Source organism: Patescibacteria group bacterium (assembly GCA_041664365.1).
Lineage (GTDB): Bacteria > Patescibacteriota > Patescibacteriia > UM-FILTER-42-10 > UM-FILTER-42-10 > JAHJEX01.
Genome location: JBAYKW010000004.1, coordinates 13,236 through 33,295, shown reverse-complemented (window position 1 = coordinate 33,295; position 20,060 = coordinate 13,236). Strand labels below are relative to the sequence as shown.

The 20,060-nt window shown below is 41.5% G+C and carries 24 protein-coding genes and 1 tRNA gene; 22 read left to right on the top strand and 3 right to left on the bottom strand.

What is annotated here, in order from left to right:
• Positions 1–2: 2 nt before the first annotated feature.
• The 8 genes from rpsE (at position 3) to rplU (ending at position 5,739) form a co-directional block, all read left to right on the top strand.
• Complete coding sequence (gene rpsE, locus WCW66_03465) at positions 3–509, top strand: 30S ribosomal protein S5 (protein ID MFA6391782.1); 507 nt, start codon at positions 3–5, stop codon at positions 507–509.
• 6 nt (positions 510–515) lie between these two features.
• Positions 516–1,028 carry a 50S ribosomal protein L15 gene (gene rplO / locus WCW66_03460; protein ID MFA6391781.1) on the top strand — a complete coding sequence of 171 codons (513 nt, stop codon included), beginning with the start codon at positions 516–518 and terminating at the stop codon, positions 1,026–1,028.
• Between the two features lie 3 nt (positions 1,029–1,031).
• Complete coding sequence (gene secY, locus WCW66_03455) at positions 1,032–2,336, top strand: preprotein translocase subunit SecY (protein ID MFA6391780.1); 1,305 nt, start codon at positions 1,032–1,034, stop codon at positions 2,334–2,336.
• Between the two features lie 82 nt (positions 2,337–2,418).
• Positions 2,419–3,087, top strand: a complete 669-nt coding sequence (locus WCW66_03450) for a nucleoside monophosphate kinase (protein ID MFA6391779.1) — start codon at positions 2,419–2,421, stop codon at positions 3,085–3,087.
• Positions 3,084–3,854 carry a type I methionyl aminopeptidase gene (map, locus tag WCW66_03445; protein MFA6391778.1) on the top strand — a complete coding sequence of 257 codons (771 nt, stop codon included), beginning with the start codon at positions 3,084–3,086 and terminating at the stop codon, positions 3,852–3,854. Before WCW66_03450 ends, map begins: the two co-directional genes overlap by 4 nt.
• A 2-nt stretch (positions 3,855–3,856) precedes the next feature.
• Positions 3,857–4,264: a Holliday junction resolvase RuvX gene (ruvX, locus tag WCW66_03440; GenBank protein MFA6391777.1), complete on the top strand. Its 408-nt coding sequence runs from the start codon at positions 3,857–3,859 to the stop codon at positions 4,262–4,264.
• A complete protein-coding gene (locus tag WCW66_03435) occupies positions 4,261–5,367 on the top strand; it encodes an MraY family glycosyltransferase (protein ID MFA6391776.1) in 1,107 nt (368 codons plus the stop codon). The genes ruvX and WCW66_03435 overlap by 4 nt, the downstream gene beginning before the upstream one ends.
• 54 nt (positions 5,368–5,421) lie before the next feature.
• Positions 5,422–5,739: a 50S ribosomal protein L21 gene (gene rplU / locus WCW66_03430; GenBank protein MFA6391775.1), complete on the top strand. Its 318-nt coding sequence runs from the start codon at positions 5,422–5,424 to the stop codon at positions 5,737–5,739.
• A gap of 52 nt (positions 5,740–5,791) precedes the next feature.
• On the opposite strand, the gene recR is transcribed toward rplU, so the two are convergent.
• The 3 genes from recR to dnaB are packed head-to-tail and all read right to left on the bottom strand — an operon-like array spanning position 5,792 to position 8,134.
• The gene (recR, locus tag WCW66_03425) at positions 5,792–6,394 is read right to left on the bottom strand and encodes a recombination mediator RecR (GenBank protein MFA6391774.1); all 603 of its coding nucleotides are present in this window, start codon (positions 6,392–6,394) and stop codon (positions 5,792–5,794) included.
• A gap of 3 nt (positions 6,395–6,397) precedes the next feature.
• Positions 6,398–6,694 carry a YbaB/EbfC family nucleoid-associated protein gene (locus tag WCW66_03420; GenBank protein ID MFA6391773.1) on the bottom strand — a complete coding sequence of 99 codons (297 nt, stop codon included), beginning with the start codon at positions 6,692–6,694 and terminating at the stop codon, positions 6,398–6,400.
• Positions 6,695–6,718: 24 nt separating this feature from the next.
• The gene (gene dnaB / locus WCW66_03415; protein ID MFA6391772.1) at positions 6,719–8,134 is read right to left on the bottom strand and encodes a replicative DNA helicase; all 1,416 of its coding nucleotides are present in this window, start codon (positions 8,132–8,134) and stop codon (positions 6,719–6,721) included.
• Positions 8,135–8,387: 253 nt separating this feature from the next.
• Here dnaB and WCW66_03410 point away from each other — a divergent pair.
• The 14 genes from WCW66_03410 to scpB all read left to right on the top strand — a co-directional run bounded on the left by WCW66_03410 (position 8,388) and on the right by scpB (position 20,060).
• Positions 8,388–8,463, top strand: a tRNA-Lys gene (locus WCW66_03410).
• A gap of 61 nt (positions 8,464–8,524) precedes the next feature.
• The gene (locus WCW66_03405; protein MFA6391771.1) at positions 8,525–8,824 is read left to right on the top strand and encodes a hypothetical protein; all 300 of its coding nucleotides are present in this window, start codon (positions 8,525–8,527) and stop codon (positions 8,822–8,824) included.
• Positions 8,825–8,957: 133 nt separating this feature from the next.
• Positions 8,958–10,970 carry a hypothetical protein gene (locus tag WCW66_03400; protein ID MFA6391770.1) on the top strand — a complete coding sequence of 671 codons (2,013 nt, stop codon included), beginning with the start codon at positions 8,958–8,960 and terminating at the stop codon, positions 10,968–10,970.
• Positions 10,971–11,067: 97 nt separating this feature from the next.
• Positions 11,068–11,706, top strand: coding sequence for a DUF5667 domain-containing protein (locus WCW66_03395; GenBank protein MFA6391769.1), 639 nt, complete (start codon positions 11,068–11,070; stop codon positions 11,704–11,706).
• Between the two features lie 17 nt (positions 11,707–11,723).
• Complete coding sequence (locus tag WCW66_03390; GenBank protein ID MFA6391768.1) at positions 11,724–12,305, top strand: hypothetical protein; 582 nt, start codon at positions 11,724–11,726, stop codon at positions 12,303–12,305.
• A gap of 98 nt (positions 12,306–12,403) precedes the next feature.
• Positions 12,404–13,696, top strand: a complete 1,293-nt coding sequence (gene asnS, locus WCW66_03385) for an asparagine--tRNA ligase (GenBank protein ID MFA6391767.1) — start codon at positions 12,404–12,406, stop codon at positions 13,694–13,696.
• 3 nt (positions 13,697–13,699) lie between these two features.
• Positions 13,700–15,100 carry an aspartate--tRNA ligase gene (aspS, locus tag WCW66_03380; GenBank protein MFA6391766.1) on the top strand — a complete coding sequence of 467 codons (1,401 nt, stop codon included), beginning with the start codon at positions 13,700–13,702 and terminating at the stop codon, positions 15,098–15,100.
• A gap of 3 nt (positions 15,101–15,103) precedes the next feature.
• Complete coding sequence (locus WCW66_03375; protein MFA6391765.1) at positions 15,104–15,409, top strand: hypothetical protein; 306 nt, start codon at positions 15,104–15,106, stop codon at positions 15,407–15,409.
• 77 nt (positions 15,410–15,486) lie between these two features.
• Positions 15,487–17,169, top strand: coding sequence for a DUF2330 domain-containing protein (locus tag WCW66_03370; GenBank protein MFA6391764.1), 1,683 nt, complete (start codon positions 15,487–15,489; stop codon positions 17,167–17,169).
• A gap of 21 nt (positions 17,170–17,190) precedes the next feature.
• Positions 17,191–17,784: a hypothetical protein gene (locus WCW66_03365; GenBank protein ID MFA6391763.1), complete on the top strand. Its 594-nt coding sequence runs from the start codon at positions 17,191–17,193 to the stop codon at positions 17,782–17,784.
• Positions 17,785–17,795: 11 nt separating this feature from the next.
• Positions 17,796–18,107 (top strand): hypothetical protein, encoded by a 312-nt coding sequence (locus tag WCW66_03360; protein ID MFA6391762.1) that lies wholly within the window; start codon positions 17,796–17,798, stop codon positions 18,105–18,107.
• A 15-nt stretch (positions 18,108–18,122) separates the two neighbouring features.
• Positions 18,123–18,695: a YbaK/EbsC family protein gene (locus WCW66_03355; GenBank protein MFA6391761.1), complete on the top strand. Its 573-nt coding sequence runs from the start codon at positions 18,123–18,125 to the stop codon at positions 18,693–18,695.
• A gap of 51 nt (positions 18,696–18,746) precedes the next feature.
• On the top strand, positions 18,747–19,463 hold the full coding sequence (locus WCW66_03350) for a ScpA family protein (protein MFA6391760.1): 717 nt from the start codon (positions 18,747–18,749) through the stop codon (positions 19,461–19,463).
• Positions 19,464–19,481: 18 nt separating this feature from the next.
• A complete protein-coding gene (gene scpB / locus WCW66_03345) occupies positions 19,482–20,060 on the top strand; it encodes an SMC-Scp complex subunit ScpB (protein MFA6391759.1) in 579 nt (192 codons plus the stop codon).

Genomic DNA, 20,060 nt, shown 5'->3' with positions numbered 1-20,060 from the left:
AAATGGCACAAAATACATCAAAGAGATTTCCAAAAAAAGACGATCGCGAAAAAGATGAATTTGACCAAAAGGTCATCGAAATCACTCGCGTAACAAGGGTACAAGCCGGCGGAAAAAGAATGCGCTTTCGGGCATGTGTTGTTATTGGTGATCGCAAAGGAAAAGTCGGTATGGGTGTCAGTAAGGGGGCGGATGTCGCGTCTGCTGTAAATAAAGCGATTGCCTCGGCAAAGAAAGAAATATTTACTGTAAAAATAGTGAAAGATTCCATTCCGCATATGATGTTAGAAAAAAACTGCGGAGCGCAGGTATTATTAAAGCCTGCGACACAAGGTAGGGGAATTATTGCCGGCGGACCGGTAAGAGCGGTATTAGAGCTGTCCGGAATTAAAAACGTTGTCAGTAAAATGCTTGCTTCTAAGAATAAGATCAGTAATGTTCGTGCGACTATTCAGGCATTGAAGAAAATGAGAACAAAAGAGGAAATTGAACAACTAAAAAGATCTTAATATATTATGACATTAAAATTATCAAATTTAAAAACATCCAACAGAAAGAAACGCAACAGAATAGCGCGTGGTGATTCTGGTAAAGGTGGAACATACGGCGGTAGAGGATTGAAGGGGCAACGATCACGCTCAGGCGGGAGACGCAAAGCGGTTCATCATGGTAAAAAAGCACCTTCATTTATCAGACAAGTTGCTAAAACCAGAGGATTCAAGAGTTTTAAACTGCAAATGCATATTGTGAATTTGAATCAGTTAAATGCCGCATTTGAAGAAGGTGCAAATATTACTCCAGCGAAGATATTGAAAGCAAAACTGGTACCGGAAATATATCCCGGCATTAAAATACTGAGTAACGGATCAATCAAAAAGAAAATTACAGTTTCCGCACATCGCTTTTCAAAATCTGCTGAAGATGCTATAAAAAAAGCAGGAGGTAATGTAATCGTGATTGAACGACAACCTTCTCGTCAACAAAAAATAGAGCAAGAAAGAAAAGAAAAAAAAGAAAAAGGAAAATAAGGCATGTCCGCATTTTCAAAAGTGCTCCAATTATGGAAGGTAAAAGACATTCGGAATAAAATCCTATATGTTTTAGGCCTTCTTTTAGTTTTCAGGATTGCTGCACATGTACCGGTACCAGGAGTGGATGTAGAGAATCTGAAAAACTTTTTTAACTCCAATCAGGTGTTGGGACTATTGAACATGTTTTCCGGCGGAGCGCTGGAGAATTTTTCTGTAGTAATGCTTGGGCTAGGGCCTTATATCACTGCCTCAATTATTTTCCAATTGCTGGTAATGATCGTCCCTCGTCTGCAGGAAATGCAGAAAGACGGAGAAGCTGGAAGGGCAAAAATAAACCAGTATCAAAGGTTGCTTGCCGTGCCACTCGCTGCTTTACAGGCTTACAGCACGATTACGATACTACAGAGAACAGGCGGATCAGCGGCTGGCGCTACGGCACAGGGTATAATCGGTAATTTAACCTCATTCCAATGGGCTTCAGCGATTATTATGATTACCGCTGGCAGTATGCTGTTAATGTGGCTGGGAGAATTAATCACTGAAAAGGGGATTGGAAACGGAATTTCCGTATTGATTTTTGCCGGTATTATTGCCGCTTTGCCGAGGTCAATTCAACAGACTTTTGCCGTGTTTGACCCGAGTCAGATATTTACATATTTAGCATTTATAATCATTGGTATAATAACTATAACCGGTGTAGTTATCATTACCGAGGGGCAGAGAAACATCCCGGTATCATACGCTAGGCGAATCAGGGGTAATAAAGTATATGGTGGAGTTAATACTCATCTGCCGTTGCGTGTAAATCAGGCCGGGGTTATTCCGATCATTTTTGCAATTTCCATTGTATTAATTCCGCCAATAATCGCGCAGTATTTTATCGGGTCTGATACCGCGTGGATTGCGAATTTTGCGCAGTGGGTTGTAAATATATTTAACAATCAGCTTTTCTACGGGATTACCTATTTTACATTTGTAGTGGCATTTACTTATTTTTATACTGCGGTAATTTTCCATCCGGATCAAATATCGGAAAATCTGCAGAAGCAGGGCGGCTTTGTTCCAGGTATTCGTCCAGGAAGACCGACGACCGAATACTTAGGGTATGTTTCAAATCGAATACTCTTGACCGGTGCATTATTTCTCGGCGCGATCGCAGTCTTACCGTTTGTTGTCCAGGCTGCAACCGGCATACAGTCATTAGTGCTTGGCGGAACCAGTCTCTTAATCGTTGTGAGTGTTGTTCTGGAGACTGTTAAACAGATAGAATCGAAACTCGTAATGCGTGATTATGAAGGATTTTAATAAAGATTCGCATTGATACAAGAAAAGTACCGAGGAATAGCCTCGGGTTTTCTTTTTTGTGCAGAGAATCTATAATAAGTACATGATACTGTCGAATAATACAATAAAAAGAATCGTCGTATTTGGACCTCAGGGTTCAGGCAAAGGCACGCAGGCTGAAATAATCGCCGAGGGTCTTCGCTTACCATGGATTTCCACCGGCAATATTTATCGCCAGCATATTCAGAGAAGAACAGACTTGGGTAAAATAGTAGAGCAATTTATTAAGGAAGGAAAGCTGGTGCCGGATGATATTACCAATAAACTGGTGGCAGAACGCCTGATGGAGCTTGATGCTCGATCTGGATTTGTTTTTGACGGTTATCCCCGTAATATCGTGCAGGCAGAATTTCTAAATGAGATTGTTAGTATTGATGTTGCGTTGGAAATTACTATATCTGATGCGGAAGCGGTCAGAAGAATAAGCGGGCGCTGGATTTGCGCATGCGGAATGACCTATCATGTAGAATACAATCCGCCAAAAAAAGAAGGAATCTGTGATAAATGCGGAAAACAGCTGATTCACCGTGAAGATGATACTGAGCGGGTAATAAAAGAAAGGCTAGCAATATATCATCATGATACGGAGCCGGTGCTGAATATGTATCTGAATCAAGGAGTGCTGATCAGGATTAACGGTGAACAACGAATTAAGGATGTAGCAGATGAAATAGTATCTAAATTAAATAACAGCGAATTTACAAAACAATGATTATTATCAAAACCCCGGAAGAAATAGTAATAATGAAAGAATGCGGTAAGATACTGGCTGGTATATTAAATAAAGTTGCCACTGCCACAAAACCCGGAATTTCAACTTTAGAACTGGACAGTCTGGCGGAAAAGCTTATCCGTGATGCCGGCGGTGAACCGGCCTTTTTGAATTATGCAGTAGAAGGGGATGAAGATAATCCGTTTCCCGCAACACTCTGCACCTCAATCAATAATGAAGTAGTGCACGGCATTCCCAGTAAGAATACAATACTAAAAGAAGGGGATATTATCGGACTGGATATTGGGATGTTTTATAAAGGAATGTGTACTGATACGGCTGTTACGGTAGGAGTGGGTAAAATCTCCGAAGATAAGCAAAGATTATTGGATGTCACCGCAAAAGCATTACGGAAAGGAATTGCGCAGGTAAAAAGCGGAGCTAAAGTTGGTGATATCGGATCAGCTATCCAGCAGTATGTAGAGGGTGAGGGATTTTCAGTTGTGAAACAGCTGGTCGGCCATGGAGTGGGCAAAGAAATACATGAGGATCCAAGAATCCCGAATTATGGTAAGGCAAAAACGGGCATTGTACTGGAAGAAGGAATGACAATTGCTATTGAGCCGATGGTGAATGTCGGAGAAGAGCTAGTACAGACGGATGAGGATCGCTGGACGATTTCAACTGTTGATAAAAGTCTTTCCGCACATTTTGAACATACAGTAGAGGTGACTAGAAAAGGTTGCACGATCATAACCGAGGAATAAATATGGGAAAACTGTTGGGAATTGATTATGGCGATAAAAGAATAGGTATTGCTACTTCTGATGAGCAGCAGGATTACATATTCCCGGGCGATACGATGGAAAATTCCCCCGGAGTCCTCCAAGGTATTTGCGATTTGATTGAAAAAGAAAATATTGAAACTGTGGTTATTGGTTTTCCGGTTAATATGAGCGGAGTAGAAAATGCGCAATCTGATAAGATAAAAAGATTTGCAGACGCACTCATGACAAAAATTAGCATACCTGTTGTTTTGGAAGATGAACGTTTAACCAGTCAATTCGCAGAGCGTTTATTGAAAGATATACCGGGTAGAAGGAAACAGAAAGGTAATATTGACCGTCAGGCGGCTATTTTGATATTAGAAAGTTACATGGGAAAAAATAAAAAATGAATTATACTTCATATATAATTCCGTTTATATTATCATTTCTGGCTGTGGTGTTATTCACACCGCTCGTCAGAAATTTTGCTGTCAAAAAAAATATTTTAGATAATCCTGAAGCGGATCCCGAAAGAAAGATTCAAAAATCTCCCGTGCCACTTTTAGGGGGCATAGCTGTATTCATCGGATTTGCGGTTGTTTTGCTGTATTATACTTTTTTTACGGATCAGATACTTGGCGGTTATATGTTGCAGAAACACATCATCGGAATTCTGACAGCCGGAACATTATTAATGATCGGGGGATATTTAGACGACAAATACAGACTGAAACCCTACCAGCAATTGATTTGGCCGGTACTGGCTGGATTGGTAGTGATCGCGGTGGGAATCGGTATTCCGTATATTTCCAGTCCATTCGGCGGAACTCTACAGCTTGATACGATTAGACTGGAAGTTTTTAGAATCGGCGATACTCCTTATTCAATTACACTTTGGGCGGATCTGATCGCATTTATTTGGTTGATGGTAATGGTCTATACCACAAAATTTTTAGACGGACTGGACGGACTGGTACCAGGGATCGGCACAATCGGTGCAGTTGTAATATTTGCACTCAGTCTAACTAGCGATGTTGCCCAGCCGGAGACCGCTTTGCTTTCAATAATCTTTGCCGGGGCGTTAGCCGGTTTTCTGGTTTACAGTTTCCATCCCGCGCGCATATTTTTGGGGGAGGGTGGTTCTACTTTTATCGGGTTTGTATTGGGTGTTTTAGCAATCATCAGCGGAGCAAAAATTGCCACCGCACTTTTGATCATGGGTCTTCCACTATTGGATGTTGCCTGGGTAATTTTTAGAAGAATATTCAAAGAAAAACATTCACCGTTTTGGGGGGACAAAAAACACCTACATTTCCGGCTTTTAGACATCGGTCTTTCACACAGACAGGCCGTCATCTTTTTATACATAGTGACCGGTGTTTTCGGGGCTACATCCCTGTTTTTATCAACAAAAGGGAAGCTGATTTCACTGATTGTACTGGTTATTGCAATGGTTATTTTGGGCTTAACTTTGGTAGTTTTCTATAAAAAGAAGAGCCGTCGGGTGTCTTGACAGAAGCTATCGAAAAGCTTACACTTATGAGGATTTTTAATTAAAGAAAAAAATATGATCGCAGTAATCAAAACCGGGGGAAAACAGTACAAAGTTAAGGAAAAAGACATTCTTAAAGTCGAAAAGCTCGGCAAAAAAGAAGGTGACGAAGTGACGCTTAAAGATGTGTTGCTTGTTTCTGATGACGAAGGAAAGAAAATATCATTAGGAACCCCAAACGTAAAAGGAGCGCAAGTTGTATGCAAAGTTCTGGAAGAGAAGCAGGCGAAGAAAGTGATGGTAGTAAAGTATAAATCCAAGACCCGTTATCACAGAACTAAGGGTCATCGTCAGTGGTATACTAAATTACAGATTCAGAAAATCACCGCATAGTATAATAAGAAATTAAAAAAAGCGCTCACGGGCGCTTTTTTGTTTTATGATATTATTTTACTTCGCCTCTTCCTTCCATTGCATTGGCCAGGGTTACTTCATCGGCGTATTCAATATTGCTGCCCATCGGCAGACCCTTACCAATTCTGGTTATTTTGATTCCCAAAGGTTTTAAAACTCGAATCAGAAATAGCGCTGTTGATTCACCTTCCATATCCGGATTTGTCGCTAAAATTATTTCTTTGATGCCGTTCTTTTTGATTCTTTCCTGCAGTTCAGATATTTTCAGCTGATCCGGCCCAATCCCTTCTATTTGATTGATCACACCACCCAAAACATGGTAGATGCCTTTGTAAGTAGCGGACTTTTCAATTGCCATCAGATCGGGACTTTCCGCAACGACACAAATAGTGGTTTTATCTCTTTGCGGGTTGGAGCAAATATTGCAGGGTGATGTTTCCGTATAATCATAACAGCTGGAGCACACGGCAATTTTATCTTTCAAATCCCTCAGACCATTTGCCATTTGTTCTAGATCGCTCTTTGGTCTTTTCAGCAGATGAAAAATAAACCGTTCCGATGTTTTCGGTCCGATACCCGGCAGTTTGTTAAACTCACTGATCAGATTTTGGATTGATGGTGGAAGGGTTCCCATGTTTTATCCTAAATTGGGCATTTTGAAATTTCCTGACTGCATTTTCTGGGCAACTATTCTCTGTATCTTTTTTATCGCATCATTAAAAGCATTACGTAGTCCTTTTTCCAAATCTCCTTTTTTATCCGGTGACAGCAGATCAGGGCTGATATCAAGTGACACAACAGTCTGATTGCCGTCCATGACCAAATTTATTTTTCCGTTTTCCGCGGATGCCATTACTGATTCCTGGGATAGCTGGTTTTGCAGTTGTTTAGCCTGATCACGAAGGTCTTTGACTTCTTTTAATTTATTAAACATTGACATATATTTTCTTGTTACTGATTAAAATGGTGTTGTTTCTTTTTCTATTGGCGCATCGGTCTTGTCGTATGATTTGTCCAAATTTCTGAAACTTGCTTTTTCTTCCTCAAAGTACAGTTCAATCACGCCGGTCGGACCGTTTCGATGTTTAGCGATGATTACTTGTGCAATATTTTTTCGATCATCTTCCATGTCGGCACCGGAGTTTTTATCCATCACTTCTCTGTAAATAAACATTACAACATCCGCGTCTTGTTCTATTGAACCGGATTCCCTGAGATGAGCCAGGCGGGGGATAGATGCGCCGGTCTGCATTTCTGTTGCCCGGGAAAGTTGGGACAGTGCGATAACCGGTATATTTAATTCGCGGGCGATTGCTTTTAGTGAACGTGTAATCTCAGATATTTCCTGGACCCTATTTTCCGAATGAGATGTTCCTTCCATAAGTTGGAGGTAATCGATAACTAGTAGACCGAGGTTATGTTCTGACTGCAGACGGCGTGCTTTGGTTCGGATTTCCATAACATTGGCGGTTGCCGAGTCATCTATAAATATCGGCGCCTCAGAAAGCACACCCATAGCATTACCGATCTTCGGAAAGTCGTCGTCTTCTTCACGGTCAGAAAGATTGCCGGTACGCATTTTCCACAAATCAACATTGGCTTCCGCGCACAACATACGGTCAACCAGCTGTTCCTTGCTCATTTCCAAACTGAATACGCCTACGGCGACTTTTGCTTTTGTTGCCACTTGTCTGGCAATATCAAGTGCTAAGGAAGTTTTTCCGACGCTCGGTCGGGCGGCAATGATTATCAGATCGGATTTCTGTAGTCCGGCCAGTTTATTATCCAATTGGGTGAAACCGGTCGGAATCCCTTTTAGTTTTCCGCCTTCTCTGTGTAATTCGTCAATTCGATCAAATGCTTCGGTTAAGGCGCTGCGGATCGGGACAAAATTTGTTCTTAGATGCTTTTGAGATACTTTGAAAAGAGACTGTTCCGCTTTATCCAGAACACTGCTTACATCTTCGGTCTCCTGATAGCCCATACTAGTGATATCTGACGCGGTTTGTATCAGTCTTCTTAAAGTCGCTTTTTTCTGGACAATATTTGCATAATTCACCACGTTACTGGCGGTCGGCACAGCATTTGCTAGGTTCATCAAACTTGCCCTGCCTCCGATTGATTCCAATTGCTTCTTTTCTTTCAATCTATTGGCAAGGTTTAAGATATCGATCGGCTCGCGCTGGTTGTACAGCTCCAGCATGGTATCAAAAATGAGACGATGACTGTCCTGGTAAAAATCATCAGGATTAATTATGTCAGCAATTTTAATAATGGCATCCTTATCAATCAGCATTGAACCCAAAACCGCCTTCTCCGCCTCAAGGTTTTGTGGGGGGATTTTTTCAGTTAATTCTGCGTTTTGTTTAGCCATATTTGTTTGATTTAGCCATATCATCTTATCACTATAATCCTGCGTAAACAAGCCTCTTTTTCTACATTTTTTCCACCTTTTATTAACCTAGTCTTAAAGCCTTGCTTTTTAAAGCGCTTTTTGCTAATATCAGGTAGTTATTCATGCGCCGTTAGCTTCCTCCTACGCATCGCTTCCAGCGATGCTATGGCGGACAGGCAGTTGGTGAATCCGCTGACAAATTGAATACATAGTATTATTTGTTTACCAATACGCGCCGTTAGCTCAGTTGGTAGAGCAGCAGCCTTTTAAGCTGATGGTCGGGGGTCCGAATCCCTCACGGCGCACCATAAAAAGTATATCGATAGAATTAAATATTGATTATACAATTCCATGATGGGTGATCCAACAATGCCAGATGTGTCAGGGCCAGATGATCAGTTCGGTGACGGACAGTTCGAAATCTCGGATGTTAACTATGAACTGGGCTTAGCAATTAGTGCTTTATCCGACGGTGATTATGCGGGGGCAATTAAATGCTTAGATAAATGTGATCAGCAGATCTCGGGAGAAAATGATTTTGATCTGGATAAATTTAGTGAATTTAAACTGCTATTTGAAGATATGAGAGATGATTTGGATGCTGAAACTCTCACGGCTTTAGACAAAGTATTAGCAAGTATTGAAGGAAGATTATCAGTCGGAGAGTAGAAATCAAAGCAAAATGGCCACCATAAATTGGTGGTTTTTTGTTTGACAATAAATCTCTGTTTGACATACTAAGGTTACTCAGATTTGAGTCACGGTCATTGACAAAACGCCCAAAATGAGGGGAAGTAGCGAAATGAAGCGCATTATTCTGATTCTCGTGGCATTCTTATTCTGGAGTGCCAATCTGCAGGCAATCGAACTGGTGGAGGTGAAGGAGTACACTCCTTTTGACTCGGGACTGAAACATCCCAACACATCCGGTAAGGACCAGGCGGGGGATATGCCCTGGATCGTTCGTGATCGCACCGCGATCAATAACATTATCCACACGGTCTACGTGTTCAAGGACCAGGGTGCCATCAACCGGCTGTGGCTGGAAGAGATGATCCTTTACGCCCGTAACAGTGCGGGTGTTTGGTTCGTCTATGACCAGACCCCGGTTTGGTCGTCGTGCGCGTTCGAAATCACCGATGATATTTATGAAGCGCATTCCTTGATCAACCTGAACGATCCGCGCTTTGCCGGATTTACAATCGGTGACCGGATGGAGTTCCGCTGGTACGTACGGTTCCGGGATGAACTCTGCTTGCATTTGGTTCAGAAGAACCAGTTCTTCCAGGTGATTCTGGGTGAACAGCTGCCGCTGTACTCGAACCAGTTCTCGTCGAATACCCACGCCCACTCTTTCTTCACGGATAGTGTCGGCGAGTGGGGTGGTTCCTGGGGTCTGATTCCCTCGGCTTCAAAGGCGGTGGATCTGGACATCTACTGGTGGACGGATCACGGCTATGAGTTCTCTGACTTTGAATGCGGATTCATGGCAGAACGTGCGGCGGACATGTCGGATAGTGAATTGCTGGTGATCGCCGGCAGTGAAGGGTCGACGGATGATAATACGGTCAACAATGCGGTGGACAACGAAATCCACCACATCACCAACCGGTGTTTGAGAACGCCTTCGCAGATTGCCAGCGAGAACCAGAGCTTCCAGCTTTGGACGCATCAGCAGTTCGCGGATAGTGTCTCAGCCCGAGGAGGAGTCCGTATTGCCTCTCATCCTTTCAGCCCGACTTTCGTTCCGCAGAATGACCAGGTGGTTCAGTGGAATTCCACCAACATTGATCTGGCTCTGTCGGATCAAGACTTCCTGGGTTTCCAGGTGCTCAACAAGCTGACAACCACAGGTGACCTGGTAGTGAATCAGGACAACATCAACCCGTATCCTTACTGGATTGCGGATCTGACCATCTTCGGCCGGCACGATTTAAACATGGCGAGGCTTGACCTGGTCCAACAGCAGAACCTGAACCCGTTCCGCAGGGTAAATGCTTATGCCGGGACGGACAACCACGGTGCGTATTCCTACACTCTGGAATACAACCAGGCTCTGCAGATCGTTGCCAACAACAACGCGCTCGGCAAGCTCTTCACCGTTGTGGAAATGCCGCATCTCACCGAGGAGGACTACTTGAACGCGTTGGGGTTCGGCCAGTGCTACATCAGCAATGGTCCGGGATGTCGGTTCGGCGTCGATCAGGACGGTAATGGAACGCTCGAAACCACTTTCGGCAGTACCAACTCCGTTTTGGACGGGGGAGTAATCCGTCTGTTTGGCCAGTCGAACGGGGAGTTTGGTGAATTCACCCAGGCAATGGTGTATCATCTCACCGAAACGAGCCGTGACAGTACGGTTTACACATTGAATGGTAATACCACAGCATTGACGATCCCGGTCAACAGCATCGGAGTGGCACCCTGTGTTATCAGAGTCAAACTCACGACAGCCGGTGGATACGGCGACTACACAGGACTGATTTACACTGGCAACCTTTACTTCAACGTCGGCAGCGCAGTTGCGGTGCCGGAAGACGATCTGGATAGCGGTGTCTGGTTCAGACTTTCGCCGAGCGTCACTAGTTCCGTGGTGCAAATGACTTGGGCTACGAGTCTCGCACTGAGCGAAATCAGTATCGTCGACGTGGCCGGGCGTACAATCTGGAACACCAGTCCTTCAGCAGGACAAACAACGGTTACCTGGTGCGGTACTGCTCCGGACGGCAGAAAGGTGCCCAGTGGAGTCTACTTCGCGGTGGCTAGGTCAACCAATGGCTCCTATCTGATCAGGAAACTGGTCGTAATCAAGTAGCTCTTTCGTTCCGCCCGCGGTTCCTCGGAATCAAACGGCGGTTTTTTTATTTTCACATATATCTGATATACTGAAGCTACTGACTAACGAGAAAATAATGAAAACAATAATCCTGGCAATCATATTACTGGTAATCCCTTATTCTACGCAGGCGGAGGCAATGCTGCGCCCAGTGTCTGAAAACACGAATGAGGAAGTGATTACAGTACCTGAAACCAATACAAATACCAACGGAAATAATGTAACGATTGTCAGTGTAGATGTTGATCTGCCGGATCTTAAATGGGTTCCATCGAGCCCGCTTTATTTTTTGAAAACATGGTGGGAGACTGCTCGGGGATGGTTTATGATTGATGTTGTAAAAAAAGCGGAATATAGGATACAATTGGCTAACCGCAGATTGGAAGAAATAGAAGTGCTGGCCCAAAAGCAAAAAACGGAAGTTATCGGCGAAACAACTATTCGGTTTAACGAACAGATGTCTAAAGCAAATTACTATATAGAAAAAGCAAAGATAAAGGGAAAAGATTTGGAGAATGTTTATCGTTTGCTGGAAGAGAACCGGGTAAAGCACCAAATTACATTTAGCCAGCTGAATAATATAATCCCGGATGATGCGAAAGCAATTATTGACCAGACGAAGAAATCATCGCAGAACAGTTACGAGTCAACGATGAATATTATTAAAGAAAAAGCGACGGAGGGTTTGGAACAGGGGATTGATTTACTGCAGTAGCCAAATCAAATAAATTTATGAATGAAAAAAATAAAATATTAGTAAATATTTTGTTACTTAGCTTCATCGTTCTGGTCGGCATTGAGCTGATTGTTAATTATGATGCTTTTGATCGAAGAATTGCCTTAGCGCTTACCGCGATATTCGCCGGAGGGGCATTCGTAGTTGCTGATAGTTATGTTAAGAAAAAATTTCAAGTCTCTCTGCCTTGGTTTGTGATATTTGTAATTGCATTAAGCGTATGGTTAGACGCTATCGGTAATTTTATGTATTTATATACTAAATATTCCTGGTGGGATGATTTGGCGCATTTTTCCGGGTCATTGTCGGTAGCGGTGATAGTCTATAATATTTTTCTTATTCTGAAAAAAAGGGGACACATCAATCTTTCAAATTTCCATTTTTCAGCTTATGTTTTATCGGTAGCAGTGTTGGTTACAGTATTATATGAATTAACAGAATTTTATGGTGATTTAATGTTTGAAATGCAGAGGGTTGGCGCGCGGTATGATACATCTTCAGATTTGGCCTATGATACATTGGGTCCATTATTGGTTGTTCTGGTCGGTAATTGGATGTTGAAAAGGAAAAAACAATAGATATTATGCTGTTTTATGGATACGGGGTTATATGCCCCGTATTTTATTACTATATGTTTGCAATTGTGCAATAAAAATGCTATAGTAGGGACTGAATTATGGAAAAAATCAGCATATCAGAAGTTTCAAAGAACTTGGGTCAGGATGTACAATTACAGTCCTGGGTTTTTAATTTCCGCTCTTCCGGCAAGATATTCTTCCTACAGCTGAGGGACGGAACGGGGAGAATCCAGGCGGTTATCAGCAAAAATGAGGTTTCGGAAGAAGTATGGGAAGTCTGCGAAAAAATAACCATGGAATCCAGCGTAACAGTAACCGGGGTGGTCAATGAAGATAAACGTTCACCATACGGGTACGAGATGCAGGTGAAAGACATTAAAATACTGCAAGTGGCTTTAGAATATCCAATTTCCAAGAAAGAACACGGGGTTGATTTTCTTCTGGATAACCGTCATTTGTGGCTGCGATCCGAAAGGCAAGTGGCAATCATGAAAGTACGTAATGAAATAATCTGGCTGATGCGGGAATTTTTCAGAAATGAAGGATTTACTCTGACCGACAGCCCGATACTGACTCCAACAGCATGTGAAGGAACCACTACACTTTTCTCAACCCAGTATTTTGAAGAGACGGCTTATCTTTCCCAATCCGGCCAGCTGTATTTGGAAGCGATGGCTATGTCGCTGGGCAAGGTTTATGATTTTGGTCCGACATTCCGCGCGGAAAAATCCAAAACCCGCAGGCATATGATGGAATTCTGGATGCTGGATGCCGAGGCTGCTTTCATGCAACACGAAGAAAATTTGAAAGTACAGGAAAAACTAGTTTCTTACGTGGTATCCAATATTCTTAAATCGATGAAAACTGAATTAGCACTTTTAGAAAGGGATATAAAATTTCTGGAAAAAGTTAAAGCGCCTTTCCCTCGGATGCGTTATTCGGACGTGGTGAAGAAACTTCATGAATTGGGTTCAGATATTAAAGCGGGGGAGGATCTGGGAGCGGATGATGAAACAATGCTGATGAAACAATTCGATACGCCGGTTTTTGTCACCCATTATCCGACCAAGATCAAAGCATTTTATATGCAACCGGATCCGGAAGATCCGGATGTTGTGCTATGTGACGACATGCTGGCTCCGGAAGGGTATGGTGAGATTATCGGCGGTTCGGAAAGAATCTGGGATCTTAAATTATTGGAACAAAGGATTAAAGAACATAAACTGTCTCAAAAAGATTTTGAATGGTATGTAGATCTGCGCCGCTATGGTTCTGTACCGCATGCCGGTTTTGGCATTGGTTTGGAGCGGACCGTTGCCTGGATCTGCGGGCTGGACCATGTCCGTGAGACCATTCCTTTCCCGAGGTTATTAAACAGACTTAAACCATAAAAAATGAAACGCATTTTAATTACTGAAACCGCCGGTCATATCAGCAAGAAAGTAAAACTTAACGGTTGGGTTCAGTCTGCGCGCCGAATGGGTAAAATGGTCTTTGTAGATTTGCGCGACGTATCGGGAATCGTGCAGGTGGTTTTTCTACCGGGCAATGAAGAATTGGTAAACAAAGCGAAGGAACTTCGACCGGAATTTGTGGTGGAAATTATCGGGCAGGTTAATGAACGCCCGGAGAAACTGGTCAACAAAAACATGGCGACCGGTAATGTTGAAATAGAAGCGCTGGAATTAAACATTCTTACCGAGTCTAAGACTCCTCCATTTGAAATAGTGGAAAATGATAAAGAAGAAGTGGCGGAAGAGATTCGTTATAAATACCGGTACTTGGATCTGCGCAGAGATTCAAATAAAAAGATGGTAATTATGCGCTCCAAATTTAATAAGTACATCAGGGATTTTTTACATACGGAAGGGTTTATTGAAATAGAGACACCGATTATGGGTAAATCTACTCCTGAAGGTGCAAGGGATTATCTGGTTCCTTCCCGAGTATACCCGGGTAAATTTTATGCCCTGCCACAATCACCACAGCAGTATAAACAGCTGTTAATGGTGGCTGGATTTGAAAAATATTTTCAGATTGCACCGTGTTTTAGAGATGAAGATTCCCGTTCTGACCGTGCACCGGACCAGTTCTATCAGTTGGATATGGAAATGTCATTTATGAGCCAGGATGAGATACTGAATCTGACGGAAAGAATGTTCACTAAGCTGGTTACGGAATTATTTCCGGAAAAAAAGATTACCTTTTCTCCATGGCCCCGTATCACGTATCAGGAAGCGATGGAAAAATATGGAAATGATAAACCGGATATCCGGATGAATAAAAATGATCCGAACGAGCTGGCATTTTGCTTTATCGTTGACTGGCCATATTTTGAACCGGAACTGAAAGACGGAAAGCATGTGCCGTTTCATCATATCTTTACCGCTCCGCGCACTGAGGATTTGCCGTTACTGGAATATGAACCGCTCAAGGCCCGTTCTTGGCAGCATGACTTAGTGTTAAACGGATATGAAGTCGGTGGGGGCAGTTTAAGGATTTATGATCATAAAATACAGGAAAAGATTTTGGAATTAGTTGGTATTTCCAAAGAAGAGGCACACGAACAATTCGGGCACTTGCTGGAAGCTTTTCAATACGGCGTTCCGCCACATGGCGGAATCGCGCCGGGAATTGACCGGCTGTTAATGATATTGCTTAACCGAACCAATGTCCGAGAGGTTGTGGCATTTCCGAAGACGGGCGACAACCGCGATCTGCTCATGAATTCGCCATCAGCGGTCAGCGAACAGCAGTTGGATGATCTGCATATTAAATTGAATTTAAAAAAGTGATCAATGAGAGTATCGCAGCTCCAAAAGTATATTCTGCTTAATCTTTTACAAAGTAAGGGAAGAAGTAAACGAAAGCAGCTCTTGAAGTTTTATGAAAAGAAAAAAAATGCTCCGAAGTCTGCTGATCAGCAGGGGATTATTACAAAAAGCATAGAGCGTCTGATAGATAAAGGTTTAATGATCGGGTATGGACGAAGGACGCCAAAGAAGTGGTTTATTGAAGAAGTGCAGTTGACCAGAAAAGGCCGGAAGGAAACAATGAAGCTTTTGGGTGAGCAACAATTGTTACCATTCAATAAAAGTAAATAATTTACTATAAAAAAATGTCACCAAAAAAAATAATATATACGATAGCTCTAATGTCTTTGCTCTTACCTCAAATAACAATGGCAGACGGAATGATCATGCCGCCGCCCGATTATTGGGTACAGGAAACTGCCCAGAAAGCGGTTATTTTTTATGACGGCGGGGTGGAGACAATGGTAGTTTCGATTACTTTTCAGGGTGACGCGGAAAAATTCGGCTGGGTGATACCGACTCCTGCAAAACCGACTATTGCCAAAGGGTCCGACGAATTGTTTACTTCTCTGGAGGAATTGACCAGAATCAACTACAGATTAGAAGACAATATGGTTTATGATGTTATGCCATTAAGCGGTACTGAACAGAATTCAGTTACGGTAATAGAAACAAAACAGATTGAATATTATGAAGTAACGACGCTTTCTGCAACTGATAAAGATGCGCTAACCACGTGGCTAAATGATAATGGTTATTCTTATCCGGAAGCTGCAAGCTTCATACTAAACAGCTATATTGAAAACGGATGGTTTTTTGTAGCGATGAAAATCAATACGGAGAGTTTAGCTTGGGACAGCGTTTCACAGCAATTAAAAACGGGTCATGCCGTACCAGTTGCTATTTCTTTTGAAACAGAGAACTTGGTTTATCCGATGAAGATATCTTCCGTAACCGGATCTTTAGAAAATAGCATCGGCAATAAATATCCTTCAGGAAAGGTTGATAAAGGAATCAGGATTGGTAATAATGATAAGCTAACTATACCGGCGGAAAATGCAATTAAGAGTGAGGCCGGCACTATTGAAACTTGGTTTAAGCCTAATTGGACGGCGGGAGAATATAAAATAGCCAATATTGCGACTGTCAGGAGTAATGATGATGGGGCCTTGCCTTTTCGTTTAGATTTAAATCCCGCAAATTCGGCAGATAATTATTCTTATACCCTAACAACACATAATGATGTTACGAATGAAACAAATTTATGGACATCTGCTGATTTTGAATTAGATCTAAACAACTGGCAACAGGTGGCATTATCTTGGGAAAAAGGTGCTACCCCTTCCTTTTACCTTAATGGAACTTATGTGCCACTTACTGCTGTAAGTCAGGACTTGATTGATAGCAGTCCATATGTAAATGACACTCTTTATATCGGTTCGGGTGCATATGACAGTCGTTCTATTAATGCTACAGTAGATGAATATGTAATTTATGATGCTGTCCGTTCTGCTGATGCAATAAAGGATGATTATAATAAGGTTAATCTAGGTGAAGCACTAGTGTTAAATAATGATATGGTTTTTCTCGCTCACTTTAACTCGTCATTATTAGAGGAGGTATCCGGGAATGAACTGGTATATGTCAGTTCAAATATTTCACAAATTAGACCGTATTATAGTAATACGGCATCTATTGTCCTGTATGTCTTTGATAAAAATAAGAAGGAGTTGTCTAACTTTACAACAGAGTATGCCGGCTGGATAAAAAAATCTGAAATTGAGCAGTTAGCAGTAAATGATCAGGGCAATCCTTGGATTAAACCGGCGGAAGGAAAATATTTTTTGACAAAGATGAGCAGGTCCATGGCTTATAGCGAAATGACTGAGGACCTATTTTTAAGGGATGCTGAAAACAATACTCCAGTCAACGCACCGGGCACAGAGGATGACGGCAATAAATTAATCTTTTATATTGTAATTTCATTTGGTGTAATCCTGACTTTTGCAATTTTATTTTTATTAAATCATCAGTCAAAAGATAAAAAATAACTAATAATTAGTTAGAAATATATGGCTCAAAAAGACATACTAAAAGAAACTGCCCAACCGAAGGCGGTAAATGGTAAGCAAAAAAAACAAAAATCAGTTTCAGCGTTAGGAGTGGTATTTACAATTATCATGGCAATAGTAATCATTTTGCTTGGCGAAAGGATAATATTTGATTTAAACAAAGCTGCTAACCCGATTGTTTCTGAATATTCCAATAGTTCCAGTGGATCAAATTACTACAGTGCTGGGCTATCTTATGAAAAATCCGGACTTTCTCAGGCGAGAATTTATTATCCGACAACTCAAAAAGCGGACTACATTATGTATAAGTTACTAATACACTCCGCATTCATCATACCAATATTTCTACTTACCTTCCTGATGTACTACATGTTCAACGTGAAAAAAAGACAACCAAACTGGTTCGTAGTGACATACGGATATATGGTATTTGCGTTCTGGATGCTGTTTCATTTATTAATCGAAATCATGGTTGTCATCAGCTACCAATTCCCGAATGGTGCCATCTATATTATTCTTGCAATTCTGGCCGTAATATTTACCGCCCTTACTGTATTTATGCAGAAGAAGGTAGTTAACAAGAATAATTTATAATCTGATTCCTTATGAAATACGAAGTATCAAAAATTAATCCCTGGTCGCTGGCCAGGATGACGAGCTTGATCACAGTCGCTCTTTCGATTGTAATCAGCCTGCCATATACCGGTATGATGATTCTTTTCTCCGGCGGATTCGGTTATATGGACGCAGGATCTTCATGGATACTTTTAGGAATTGGGGGGATCCTAGGACTAATCCTAATGTCCTATGTAATGGGAATGATTTCCGGATTTGTTATTGCTTTTATCTATAACTGGATTGCTGAACATCAAAAGGGGATTGTAATTGATATTAATCTGGTGGAAGATCAAAAATAATAATAACCAAAAAATATGCCAATTCCAAAAAAACTGCTGGGGTATCTCGATCAGGATAAAATAAATTACGAAATTGTAGAACATAAAAAAGTTTATACCGCTTTTGATTTGGCCAATACTCTGAAGCTGAAATTAAGTGAAATTGCCAAGACACTACTGGTTAAAACTGATAAAGAATATTACCTGGTTGTTCTGCCGGCGCATTACCGTCTGGATCTCGCCAAACTGAAAAAAATACTGAATGCCAAAAAGATTTCCATTGCCAAAGAGAATGTGATGCAGAAAATATTCAAGGTAAAACCGGGGGCAATCACTCCGTTTGGCTTTATCCATAAAACAAAAGTTGTAATGGATAAATCGCTGAACAAATCAATCAGGGTTCTGCTCGGCTCCGGTTCTTTTAAGGAGTCGATTGCAATGAAGGTAAAGGATTATATAAAAATTGTAGATCCGATTCAGGGCGTATTCGCCAAAAAGTTCATGTCCGATGTGATTGTAAAACCGAAACAGTCAAAAAATAAAAAGAAAGCCAAGAAGAGGGTAGCAAAGAAAAATTCAAAAAAAGGAAAAACCAAAAAGAAAAAATGATTCACAGAAAACAGAATCGCAAGCAGCGTTTTTTATTTAGTAAATTCATAAATGTATAAAATAGAGTTAGAACAATTCCAGGGTCCACTGCCATTATTATTGCAGTTGATTGAAAAAGAAGAGCTGGATATAACGGAAGTATCACTGGCTAATATTGCGGAACAATATCTGGCATATATTGAGCAAGTACAGGATCTGCCACCCGGTGATCTGGCTGATTTTTTAGTAGTGGCTGCTAAGTTATTACTGATCAAATCAAAATTATTATTGCCGTCACTGCAATTAGACGGTGAAGAAGAAGCCGGTGATCTGGAAAAACAACTGAAAATATATCGGATATATTATGATGCTTCAAAACATATCCAGAAAATGATCGGCAGAAAAAAATTCTCATATTTCAGAGAGTCTTCCCGTGTCCGTACGGTTGAGCCGATTTTTAATCCTCCCCAAGGAATTTGTGCAAAAGATCTGCGCGATTATTTCCAAGAAGTGCTGGAAAGAATTGAGCCGATTGTGAAACTGCCGCAGGAGATGATTAAAAGAACTGTTTCCATCCAGGAAAAAATATCTCAGATTAAAACAGCGATCTCAACGGAAGCCAGATTAAGTTTTAAAAATCTATTGACCCAATCGAAAAATAAAACAGAAGTAATCGTTACTTTCCTTGCCCTTTTAGAACTGGTGAAACAGCGTTCAGTGGTGGTTATGCAGGAAAGTGTGTTTGAAGAAATATATATTGAACAAAATAATAATTTAGAAGACATATAAATATTAATATTATATAGAATGTCATTATCTTCGGAAATTGAAAGCCTATTATTCATCGCAAACAAACCGCTTACTGCCAACAAGCTGGCGGAGATTGTAAAAAAAGAGAAAAAGGAGGTTGAGGATGCTCTGCAGGAACTGATGGAAAAGTATAACGGCGAGAAACTGGGGATTGCCCTGATGCGTGACGGCAGTAAATTTGAGTTGGTATCCAGTCCCGATAACGCCAATGTTGTACGGGAATACTTGAAAGACGAACAGACTGGCGAACTGACCAAACCGTCGCTTGAGACGCTAACCATTATTGCTTACCGGGCGCCGGTAACAAAGGGTGAGCTGGAAATGATTAGGGGGGTTAATTGCAGTCTTATCTTACGTAACCTGCTGATTAAGGGTTTGATTGAAGGTGAGGAAAATAATTTAAACAAATTAACCTATTATCGGATTACTTTTGATTTCATGAGATTTCTTGGGATAAATGATGTAAAGGAATTACCGGACTATGAAAAGTTAAATAGTGATAACAATCTGGAAGCCCTTTTACATGAAGACGGGGAAGAAGATAGTGTTGAAAAAGCGAAGGAAGAACAAATATAA